Origin of the sequence: Campylobacter sp. W0066.1, from assembly GCF_024723635.1 — a bacterium.
In the GTDB taxonomy this organism is placed as follows: domain Bacteria; phylum Campylobacterota; class Campylobacteria; order Campylobacterales; family Campylobacteraceae; genus Campylobacter_D; species Campylobacter_D lari_C.
The window spans coordinates 1-11,733 of the sequence record NZ_JANQCW010000023.1; the positions used below are offsets into that span (position 1 = coordinate 1).

The 11,733-nt window shown below is 25.9% G+C and carries 11 protein-coding genes and 1 pseudogene; 9 read left to right on the top strand and 3 right to left on the bottom strand.

What is annotated here, in order from left to right:
• From CAMP18497_RS07720 to CAMP18497_RS07730, 3 genes and pseudogenes are all read left to right on the top strand, one after another.
• Positions 1-199 (top strand): annotated as a pseudogene (locus CAMP18497_RS07720) (hypothetical protein); the annotation flags it as partial.
• A complete protein-coding gene (locus tag CAMP18497_RS07725; RefSeq protein WP_263659967.1) occupies positions 200-1,456 on the top strand; it encodes a hypothetical protein in 1,257 nt (418 codons plus the stop codon).
• Positions 1,457-1,459: 3 nt separating this feature from the next.
• Complete coding sequence (locus tag CAMP18497_RS07730) at positions 1,460-2,512, top strand: hypothetical protein (RefSeq protein ID WP_263676633.1); 1,053 nt, start codon at positions 1,460-1,462, stop codon at positions 2,510-2,512.
• Here CAMP18497_RS07730 and icmH read toward each other — a convergent pair.
• From icmH to tssJ, 3 genes are read right to left on the bottom strand one after another with little or no spacing between them, the layout of a single operon-like run.
• Positions 2,507-3,277 carry a type IVB secretion system protein IcmH/DotU gene (gene icmH, locus CAMP18497_RS07735; protein ID WP_263676634.1) on the bottom strand — a complete coding sequence of 257 codons (771 nt, stop codon included), beginning with the start codon at positions 3,275-3,277 and terminating at the stop codon, positions 2,507-2,509. The genes CAMP18497_RS07730 and icmH overlap by 6 nt on opposite strands.
• A gap of 8 nt (positions 3,278-3,285) precedes the next feature.
• Positions 3,286-4,686: a type VI secretion system baseplate subunit TssK gene (tssK, locus tag CAMP18497_RS07740; RefSeq protein WP_044598839.1), complete on the bottom strand. Its 1,401-nt coding sequence runs from the start codon at positions 4,684-4,686 to the stop codon at positions 3,286-3,288.
• A gap of 15 nt (positions 4,687-4,701) precedes the next feature.
• Positions 4,702-5,142, bottom strand: a complete 441-nt coding sequence (gene tssJ, locus CAMP18497_RS07745) for a type VI secretion system lipoprotein TssJ (protein WP_147575446.1) — start codon at positions 5,140-5,142, stop codon at positions 4,702-4,704.
• A 94-nt stretch (positions 5,143-5,236) separates the two neighbouring features.
• Here tssJ and CAMP18497_RS07750 point away from each other — a divergent pair, with 94 nt between their 5' ends.
• From CAMP18497_RS07750 to CAMP18497_RS07775, 6 genes are all read left to right on the top strand, one after another.
• Complete coding sequence (locus tag CAMP18497_RS07750; RefSeq protein ID WP_337213615.1) at positions 5,237-6,511, top strand: TssA family type VI secretion system protein; 1,275 nt, start codon at positions 5,237-5,239, stop codon at positions 6,509-6,511.
• Between the two features lie 73 nt (positions 6,512-6,584).
• Positions 6,585-7,070, top strand: a complete 486-nt coding sequence (gene tssB, locus CAMP18497_RS07755; RefSeq protein ID WP_039626294.1) for a type VI secretion system contractile sheath small subunit — start codon at positions 6,585-6,587, stop codon at positions 7,068-7,070.
• 12 nt (positions 7,071-7,082) lie between these two features.
• On the top strand, positions 7,083-8,537 hold the full coding sequence (gene tssC / locus CAMP18497_RS07760) for a type VI secretion system contractile sheath large subunit (protein WP_337213618.1): 1,455 nt from the start codon (positions 7,083-7,085) through the stop codon (positions 8,535-8,537).
• A 3-nt stretch (positions 8,538-8,540) separates the two neighbouring features.
• Positions 8,541-8,933 (top strand): GPW/gp25 family protein, encoded by a 393-nt coding sequence (locus tag CAMP18497_RS07765; RefSeq protein WP_066007556.1) that lies wholly within the window; start codon positions 8,541-8,543, stop codon positions 8,931-8,933.
• A 1-nt stretch (position 8,934) separates the two neighbouring features.
• Complete coding sequence (gene tssF / locus CAMP18497_RS07770) at positions 8,935-10,662, top strand: type VI secretion system baseplate subunit TssF (RefSeq protein ID WP_337213621.1); 1,728 nt, start codon at positions 8,935-8,937, stop codon at positions 10,660-10,662.
• The gene (locus CAMP18497_RS07775; protein ID WP_263666947.1) at positions 10,659-11,570 is read left to right on the top strand and encodes a type VI secretion system baseplate subunit TssG; all 912 of its coding nucleotides are present in this window, start codon (positions 10,659-10,661) and stop codon (positions 11,568-11,570) included. The genes tssF and CAMP18497_RS07775 overlap by 4 nt, the downstream gene beginning before the upstream one ends.
• Positions 11,571-11,733: the final 163 nt, after the last annotated feature.

The following is an 11,733-nucleotide window of genomic DNA, read 5'->3' on the forward strand; positions in this document are numbered from 1 at the left end:
TCTTTATAACATTAATGAAAAGGGAGAATTTGGTAGCAATGGTAGTATAGGAATAGTTAATGGGGTATTGTTTGAAGATTTATTAAAGCATTTAAGCTATATTACAAATGAAGAAGAATTGCTTTGCGAATTAGAAGTTAAATACCCCCAAAAACGAAACAATAAAATTGTATTTGCAAAAGAAATAAAGGATAAATAAATGAATAGCATAAACTCTAAGGAAATATACGATCTTAAAGCTCCGTTTGCACCAGGAACATATATAGAACTTTTCTTAGAGAATAACGACGATATACAAAGAAAATGGGGTTTTTTTGAATGTGATAGTCAAGCTAAAATGCAATTATTATTTGTATCGGATGATTATTTGCAAAGTTTTGATAGTTTTAGTACTTTAGTTGATATTGATGAAGATGGAGAATTAGAGTGCAATGATGATTACAATGCAACTTTAATTGAACAAGAAAATACAAATAAAATTGGCTTTTCTCTTCCTCTTTATAGAACAAAAGAAACTAAATTTGAAAAATATTATATTGTGGTGTTTGCTTATGAAGGCGAAATGCCGACTTTACAAGATCCTTATGTGATCATTGATATGAGTTTTAGAGTGGGTATTGGAGAAGATGATAATGTTGCTAATGGTGTTAATCTTGCAAATTATCCCAAAAATATTCAAGAATGGAACCAAATATCACACATACAAAGTGTTTGGGATGCTGTTAAATTTTTCGAATGTCTATCTAAAAAAATAGGTGATACCTTTACTATTATGAGAGAAAATTTCTTTTCATTCTGTAAAAATAATCCTCAAATAGCAGGAAAAATTGCTTATATTTACTATAGATTTGACCTAGGTAGTCAATCTTTCATAGATAGCGTGGAAAATGATTTCAAAGACTATCAAAGAGATAGAGATTTTTATTTTCAAACTTGTAAAGATGTTTTGCTAAATTGCCCTATAGAAAAAAACAATCCTAAAACATTGAAAGAAAAATATGATGAATTGATGCAAGGTAAAAAATTGGATATAGCAATTTATAAAAATTTAATTAGTAAGATTGCAACCGCTATATGTGAAAAATTAGACTTAAATTTAATAACAAAAAATGGTGAAATAGATTTTTTCCAAGGAGATGAAGAAGAATGGGGAGAATATTACAAAAGACGCATACGTGTTAATGAAAACAATCTACATGATTTAAAAGAAATAATAAAAACTATGATTCACGAGATTAGACATTTTTATGTTGAAACTTATTATTATCCGGGACAAGGTATTTTAAGAGGATATTTGTTTTATGCACATGGATTCTCTATAAGCGATGATTATAAAATTTTATTTGATGGCTTTTATAAATTTGATGACAAAGAAAGGCAAGAAAATGCTTACGAAATACAACCAAATGAAAGAGATGCAAGATTTGTCGAAAAAATAATAGATTTTCTAGGCTAAAGAATGAAAATTAAACTTCCTGATTTAAAAAAATATGCTTTTAACAATAGATCAGATAAAACCATATATCTTGGCATAGAAACAAATATTTTATGTGTCGAAGATAGAATAAACGATATTTCAAATTTCTATAGTAGTAAATATAATAAAAAAATTAATGATTTAACCGCTATTTTATATATAGGAAAGGTAATATTTCAAGAAGAGAAAAACAACTTGTTTCCAAAATTTATAGCAAGTAATTTTGATATTAATTTTGAAAAATTAAATAATTTTTGGCTTAATGAAATAATAAACAACAAAGTGCAATATTTCAGGCAAAATAACAATATAATCTTATCCAAAGAACAAATTTACTCATATTTTGATGATTTGCATTCCAAAAACATCAACTTAATTAAAAATTATTTTAATAAAATTTATGAAAATAGTGGCATTACCGCTTTAATCTATGACAGAAACAACCATAAAAACGATATATTAAATCAACTTGATACGCTATCTAAACAAGATTATAAAATTACATTTAGCGATGAGCTTTTTTACGAATATTTAGTTTGGAGTCTAAATGACTTTTTAATTCCATATTTTTCTGGTAAATTTCAAGATGAAAATGAATTACTTTTTAATGCCGGTGCTTACACTACATATAAAGAATTATATCAAAAACAAATCAATCTTATACCAAATCCTTACTATGGAGAAAATTCTAATATCCCTTTTATTGATTTTTTCTATACTAATATAAATCCATTAAAATATGGGGTGGGTTATATCGAAGGTTATTTAAAATTTTTCAAACACTATCCAAATTCAAAGTTCCTTAAAAAAATGCCTCCAATAAAAGGATATAAATTCTATAGCCCTAATATTAACCATGATGGTAAAATTTTATCTTCAAATAAAGGAAAATTTTATTTTTCTCTAGCTGAAAATCCTCAAATTTTTATTTATTTTTTTCAAAAATATTACCCAAAAATTTGTAACCTTCCAAAACATTGGAACGAAATTATGTTTCAAAAGTTAAAATTAAACATTCCAAACGAAGAGTTATAATTTTTCTATATTCTTAATCAAACTGCTAATATTAGAATCGATTTTAATATTATGAGTTTGTAAATCAAAAATTGCAAAAATGAAAAAACCTAAAATACATCCAATAGGTATAACAACTAACGCAAATTTCATAAATCTGCGTTGAAAATACTGCCAAAATTTTTCCCTATTAGCTCCATTATAAGCCTTATCAAAAGCTGTCTCATCTGTTAAATTTATAAGAGGAGTTAAAGCCGATGCTATATTATTACAAAGATAAATAATTTTTTCCTCAACATCTTTTTCATGAGAATATTTTCCTCTATATCCTAAAATCAAGCAAACATATATGAATTCCAAAAAATCCTTGTTTTTGGATGGATTAGACAACCAAGAAAGCGCTATATCGTAAAAATTATCACCACCTAGAGTCTCATCAAATAACCTCACGGTTAAAGTATGATTTGCCCAAGAGCTATTAATAAATAAATCATTTTTCATTAGACTTTCATCTATAAATACGCATAAGCAATATCTTAATTTTATAATATCTTTCTCATCATACTCTTTAAAAGTACTTAATCTTGAACTCCAAACCAAAATTTCATTCACAAGTTTTTCTTTTAAATTCTCTATATAAGCAGTATCCAAAGAATGAACCTTAGATAATCTATAAACAAGTAAAAGAATTTCCAAACAATTATCAACAACTTTATTGATTTCTAAACCTTTTAAATCACTTTCTAAAAGCAAAGATCCTTCTTTAAAATGTGATTCTTTTTGCATATTACTCCTTAAAATACAGCCCACATTTTTATATCAGGGTTTTTTATATTTGTTGTTAGATATAAACTTATAACATTTTCACCTTTAAAGTATTTAAACAGTTCATCTTTTTTGTCTAACTTGTAATAAATATAACCATTTAAATAAGGTATAGAAGATGGAATATTTGAAATTTGCTCTATGTTTATCCCTCGTAATTGTGTTGTTACTATACTTTTTATCCTACTTTGAGTATGAATTTTACTTTGAGTTTTAAAATTATATAATAAATACTCATGATTAACATCAGCACTAATGGCTAAAAATAATTCGCCCTCTTCAATAACCGTAGGATTATCAAATAACAAATCATAAAATCCATTGTTATTATCAATTACTTGAGCCATAGTATATTTTGGAGAAGTTATTTTTGCAAATAAAACTCTAAGTTGATTAGTAAGTGGTAAAAAAGTGTTAGTCAAGTCATCATGATTATATACTATAAAATCAGAAAAGGAACTTTCAGTACCAAAAGCACTAAGATCTCCTTGAAAATCGACTAATTTTTCATATAAATTTTCAGGATGTATTTTATCTTTATTGATTATATATGAAAAAATAAAATACCATTTTTTTAAAAGATTAAGCGATAAATATGTACTAAAATCCAAGGTGTTTTTAGTTTGATCTATACCCTTAAATACTTCAGTGAGTATTTCTTTATGCTGTTTAATTGAATGCGAAATTTCTTCTAAAAATGATTTAATATACGAAGATTTATTTAAATCTAAACAAGTGGGTATAAAACTTTCATCTAACTCTATTTTTTTATTTAAATCAATATTTTTGATTTTTGCTATAGGAATTTCAAGTTCATCTGGAGTTTTGCTACCTAAAAAGCCCAATTTCAATCTTAAACTAGCTAAAGTAATGCTTATTTTTTCTTGAGAGAAAGTAATATTATCATTCTCATATTCATCTTCTAAATCAGTATGTTTAAAAACATCATTAGTATTATCATCATATATTCTTGAAGCTACAACACTTCTTAAACTAATGTATTTTGAATTAGGTATATTATTGTGTAAAGATATATCTGCTATAGAAGATAAACCCATAGGAATTTTAATAACAATAATAGAATTTACCAAAGAATCATAATTAACTTCCAAAGGCTCTGGAAGCTCATCTTGTTCTGGTGCATTAAAAATGCTACCATCTTTAGCAATTCCAGAAATTCTTTTAAGTGCTATTTTTCCTTGCATTAGCATTTCATTGGAAAATTCTAAATCAATTATTCCATATAAATTATTGAAAGTTGAAATTGTTTTAAGATTAATATTTCTTTCAAAATATCGTTCTTGTTGCTCAAAATGAATTTTATCAATATTTAGCCCATTAAACCAAGCTACTTTTAGCTTATCTGCCATTATATTTTCCTTAGATTAAATATGTCTAATACCATCTTTTGTTATTTCAAATTTTAATGTTTTTTTAGTTCCAAAACCATTAGCATCATCTGTTTTTGCCCAAATTTTTGTTACTTTTTTAGTATTATTTGCAAATAAAACCAAAATACCAATATACGGCACTTCTTCATCTATAACTTTAAAAGCAATAATATTATCTTTAGGGGCAATTTGTAGTCTAATCGAGTCAATTTTATCTCTACCGAGTATAGCATCCTCTCTATTAATCAGCTCTAAATCACTAGCCTTTATAAATTTATTTACATCTTTTAGTTGATACACAATAACAGTCAAAGGAACATCATCATTTCTACTATTTAAATTAGAATTTTTTATATTATCAATCTTTACACTTACAACACTAGAGCAAGAACTTAAAAACAACCCCATGAGCAACATAACAAAAATTTTTCTCATTCCCATCCTTAAAAAAATACTTAAATAAATAACACTATAATTTTATTTTTTATTATAATTAAAAAAACTTTCAATAGTGCTTAGGAGATAAAAAATGATTTTCTGTGATCATTATGAAGAAAATTTAGAAAACTTAGAGATATTTCATTTACTTGAAGAAGAGATGACAAAATACAAAACATTAAATCATGAAAAAATACAATGGGATAAGGTATATGAATACTCATTAGATATTTTACAAAACAACTCGATGGATATGAAAATTTTCGCTTACTTTTCTTTATCATGTTTAGCATTAAATAACGAAGAGTGTTTTAAAATATTTTTAGAAATAATAATTTTTACAGAAAAATTATTTCGAGAAAAACCTGAAAATATAAGTAAAACATCTTCTATACTATTAAATCAAAAAAAGAAATACAAACAAATTGTTGAAAATTTTATTAATGAATTTAATAAAAATTCACCAAAATGCTCACAAGTCACAGCTAAAAGTTTAAATGAGTATTTTGAAAAATTACGCGAAATTTTAAATTGTAATTTTGCAAAATTAAACATTAAAGAAGAAATAACTCAAACTAAACAATCACCTCTTAAATCTCCAGTGACACAAGTAAATATCGATATAAAAAACACAAAATTATCTAATCTTAGTGATAGAGAATACAGAACATTATTAAATAATCTAGCAATAGAATTACTAGAAAATAACATTGAAAATACCAATGCTTATTCATTGTTTGCAGAAGCAGCTTGGGGAAGATTAAAAACCCTTCCACCGCATTCAGATTTTGTCACTAAAGTAAGATATCCTGATAGAAATTTAATAAAATTACTATTAGATAAAAATACGAATGAGTTAGATCAAATAAAATGTTTTATCAATAACCTTTCACTTAACCCTTTCTGGATAGAAGGATTTAAACTATTTTGTGATTTTTTACATCATCATCAAAAAGAACACTCCTTGAAAATTTTAAATTTACTAACTTGCAATTTTATTCTCAAATTCAAAGATATTACCAAGTTAAGATTTAACAACGGCGAATTAATGTGTAAAGAAGATACATTTAATTATTTTGTAAAACAAAATCAAGAAACTAATAAAAAAACACTCACTACATCCGATAAAAATAAAAAAGTAGAGCAATTACTCATTGAAATAAATAATGAAAATTATAATAATTCTTTATTTTGTAATATAAATTCTTTAATAGCCATGGCACAAGTTTTTGAAACAAACAATATGAAAAATAATGCAAAAATTATATACTTACAACTAGTTGAACTTATGGAAAAAACCTTATTAAAGGATTACTTAAGTGATGAGTATAATTATGCAAAAAACAAAACTAATAAAAAAATATAAACTTAGTTATTCTTTATTTAGTTTTATGTATAATTTAAAAAATAAATTTTAATTCAAAAAATAAGGAAGTAAAATGTCTGATGGATCAAGTGCACCAAAAGAACGCATAAATATAACCTACAAGGCAAAAACAAACGGGCAAAATGCAGAGATAGAATTACCTTTAAAACTTATGATAATGGCTAATTTAACAGGTAAAAATGAACAAAATTTAGAAGATAGGGAAATTGTGTCTATCAACAAAATAAATTTTAATCAAGTTATGCAAAAACTAGACATCAAAACCCAATTTAATGTTAAAAATACTTTGGGTGGAGGCGCTGAAGAATTAGATATCAACCTAAAAATATCTAGTATGAAAGATTTTTCGCCTGATAATATAGTGCAACAAGTGCCAGAGTTAAATAAACTAATGCGCCTTAGAGAAGCATTAATGGCTCTAAAAGGACCTATGGGTAATATTCCAAATTTTAGAAAAGCTGTTTTAGATGCTCTAAAAAATGAAAAAACCAAAGAGCAATTGCTTTTAGAAATCAAAAAAGAAAATAACGAAGAATAAAGGAAACATAATATGTCAAAAGATAAAGTAATTGATACTCCAATTATTGAAAGTATTATGGAAAAAAGCAAATATGCTAGAAATGATGAAAGCTATAGTATAGCAAAAAGAGGAGTAGCCGAATTTATTTCCGCAATAGTTGAAAGCGATAACATAGAAGATAAAATCAACAAATTTGCACTTGATGAAATGATTGCCCATATCGATGATTTATTATCAAAACAAATGGATGAGATTTTACATAATGAAGAATTTCAAAAATTAGAATCGACTTGGAGAGGACTTTTCTTCTTAGTAGAAAGAACTGATTTTAATGAAAATATTAAAATTAATCTTTTTGATATTACAAAAGAAGAAGTTTTAGAAGATTTCGAAAATAATCCAGATATCACCCAAAGTGTTGTTTATAAAAATATTTATTCTTCAGAATATGGACAATTTGGTGGAGAACCAGTTGGTGCTATAATTGGTGATTACCAACTAAGCACTGCAAGTCCAGATATGACTTTTTTAAATAAAATGTCAAGCATAGCAGCAATGAGTCATTCTCCATTTTTAACTTCTTTAGGACCTAAATTTTTTGGTTTAGAAAATTATTCAGAATTAGCTAATATTCAGGATTTACAAAGTCTTCTCGAAGGTCCACAATACACAAGATGGAGAACTTTTAGAGAAAATGAAGATTCTAAATACACAGGATTAATGGTTACGAGGTTTTTGACAAGATCGCCTTATGATAGTGAAGAAAATCCCATCAAAAGCTTTAATTACAAAGAAAATGTTCACGCATCTCATAATCATCTATTATGGGGAAATTCAGCATATGCTTTCGCAACAAGATTAACAGAAAGTTTTGCTAAATACAGGTGGTGCGGTAGTATCATAGGACCAAAAAGCGGTGGAAGCGTAAAAGATCTTCCTACTTATTTTTATGAAAATTTTGGAAACTTAAAAGCTAAAATTCCTACTGAAGTTTTGATTACAGATAGAAGAGAATATGAACTTGCAGAAAATGGGTTTATAACTTTAACTCTAAGAAGAGACACCAATAATGCAGCATTTTTTTCAGCAAATTCTGCTTTAAAACCTAAAATATTTCCAAACACACCAGAAGGAAAAGAGGCTGAAACAAATTACCGCTTAGGCACTCAATTGCCTTATGTATTTTTAATTTCAAGATTAGCACATTATCTAAAAGTACTACAAAGAGAAGAAATTGGAAGCTGGAAGGAAAGAAGTGATATTGAAAATGGTTTAAACGAATGGGTTAGACAATATATTTCAGATCAAGAAAATCCACCAGCAGAGGTTAGAAGTAGAAGACCTTTTAGAGGGGCTCAAGTAAAAGTGGATAATATACCAGGGGAGCCTGGATGGTATAAGATTGGGTTGAATGTTCGTCCTCACTTTAAATATATGGGTGGAAATTTTGAACTATCTTTAGTAGGTAAATTGGATAAAGAATAATAAATGTCTTTGTTGGATAAAATTATTCATTCATTGGATGAGCAATATAAAAATATCCCTTTTTATCAAAATGAATTTCAAGAAATAAAAAATAATATACAAGTTTTGCTTAATGCAAAACTTGATGACTGCTTAAGTGTTGAAGATTTTGGATTATCTAGTATGGAAAATCTAAATTTAAGCTCGACAGAACTTTGCTTGAACATGGCAAAAGAAATTCATAAACTCATAAGTAAATACGAAAAAAGAATTATAATTAATTCTATCACATATAATGATTCTTTAAAACCTTGGCAACTTTCATTTTTACTAAAATGTGTTTTTTGTAATGATAATTTTAAAGAATTTGCAATTGAAATTATATTTAAAAATAATCGATATTGCGAGGTTATCTAAAATGACACAAGATGATATACATTATTATCAAAAGGAGATTACTTATCTTAATCATGCTCGGAAAATTTTTATAGATAAATTTCCCAAGTTAACCCCTTTTTTATCTTACGATAGTAAAGATCCAGATATAGAAAGAATTATTGAAAATTTAGCAATATTAACCTCTAAAATTCATCAAGAATTAGATCAAAATATACCCTATATTGCAGAATCTCTAATTAATATTCTTTCTCCAAATTACACCAACATTCTACCTTCTATGTGTATGCAAGAATTCAAATTTAGCGAAAACAGCAAACTCAACAGATTAATTATTCCTAAAAATAGTACAGTTAAATCTGTATCTATAGAAAAATGTGAATGTGAATTTAAAACAGTATATGATGTATATCTATATCCATTAAATATAGAGAATGTTTTTTTAGGAAGTGAAAGACAATATCATACATTAGATATACAACTTAGAGTTAGTAGAGAAGATTTAAACATAGAACATCTAGGTTTAGATAAACTAAGTATATACTTAGGGGATGATGTTTACACATCATCTACATTACTTTTTTATATGCATCAATATTTAGAAGAAATAAAAGTCATATCTCATGACACAAAAGAAGAATTTAAAATAAATACCCATAATATTAAAACTATGGGTTTAAAGCCAAACGAAAGTTGCCTATTTTATAATGACTTAGGATTTGAATCTTTTTCCTTGCTAAGAGAATACTTTTTTTTGCCTGAAAAATTTAATTTTACCTCAATACAAGGCTTGGATGTTTTACATGAGTGTAAAGGTAAGTTAATTAGCATTTTTTTTAAATTTAATAAAACACTTCCTAAAAATTGTATTATAAAAAATGAATTATTCTCATTATCGACAACACCAATCATTAATATTTTCGAAAAAACAGCAGAACCTATCATCAATAATCACTCGAAAAATGGATATAGAATTTTCATCGATAGAACAAATTTAAATGCATATGATATAGTTCAAATAAAACAAGTCAAAGCACATAATAGCGACAGCGGGAGTAGAATTTTAAAAAATTATAAAAATTTTGAACGTTTTGAATTTATGCAAAATAAAATACAAGATTTTTACTACATTACAAATAAATCAAATTCCAAGCAAGATAACTTCAAAGAAATATCGTTTTTTTCCTCAAACAATACAAATGAAACAATCACAATAGATGTATTATGCTGTAATAAAAATTTACCGACCCGTTTAAAAATAGGCGATATCAATCTTATACCTTTTTATAAAGATGCTATTACGAAAAACATTACCATTCCAACGCCGATTAAGCAAGTTAAAACCAATGGTGATCTTTTATGGAAATTAGTTTCTATTTTGTCATTTAGTTATCAAACTCTTTTAACAAAAACATCCTTTTTTCAAGTTTTAGAAAGCTATAGCTTTCCTGATGATAAAACTTCTGAAGTAGTATGTCAATTACTTACCTCTTCAATAATTGACATACAGTCAAAACCAAGCTACTTAATTGATGAGCATATTACAAAAAAAGGCACTATGAGTATTATAAGCATAGATGATTCTAAATTTTATTCTTTGGGTGAAGTTTATAAGCTAGGATTAATAATTTCAGAATTTTTATCATCCTTTGTGAGTATTAATTCATTTTGTGAATTAAAAATTAAATGCATAAACTCAAAAGCAACTATACATTATCCTTTTAAAAAAGGAATTAAACCTATATTATGAACAATGCAAACTCTTATACCTTTTATAAACTTCTTAAAAAATTATTAAAAGATCATCCCAAAGAAGATATTTTTCTAAGGGTAAATAATGCCCTAATGCATCCTAACAAAGAAATCGAATATGTAAAATTCAATAAAAATATTAGTGATTTTCCCATTGAAATTATGATTAATTTTATGGGTCTACAAGGTAATACATCACAACTCCCTTCTTATATACTAGACAAGCTCTCTAGGAATGAGGATGGCGGGGATGGATGGAGTTTATTTTTTGATTTCTTCAATCACTATCTTCTTTGGATTTTTTTTGAAATTACTACTCTTAACAATTATCCAAAAAGTTTTGATATTAATTTCAGCGATAGAATTTCTAAAATACTATTTTCTATGTTAGGTATCAATGATACAAAAATTGCAAAGAGATATCTACCTTTTGCACCGTTATTACTAAGTTTAAGAAGACCTAAAAGTTATATTGAAAGAATTTTACAAATCACTTTTAATTTACAAAATCAATTAAATATTATAGAAAATATACCCCATCAAATTTGCATAAGACACATACAATTAAATAAATTAGGAAGTAAAAATCATATTTTAGGAAAAAACCTAATCTTAGGAAAAAAATTTCTATCTTACCAAAATAAAATAGCTATTTATATAAAAGATATACACTATGATGAAGCTTTAAAATACTTTCCAAACGCAGAAAAATACAAAGAGCTTAAAGAAAGTATATTATTTCTAACTAACAATGAATTTTGTGTTGATTTATATCTTAAAATTATTTTTAATAAAAGAATGCTGTTTAAGCTAGGAGACTACTCTCACTCCAAATTAGGATGGGGTAAAATTTTAGGAAAAAAAATAAAAAATTACGAAATAATACATATTAAACTTCATGAATAATTTTTATATTTATCAAAATATATCATTTATTCATCTATATTAAAATCAAATACATAAGATCTGAATTTTTATTATTAAACTATTGATATTATTAAATTTTATTAATACCCAATATTATGAAAATAACCATAAATTAACAACAAGCTTATATTAATCCAAAACT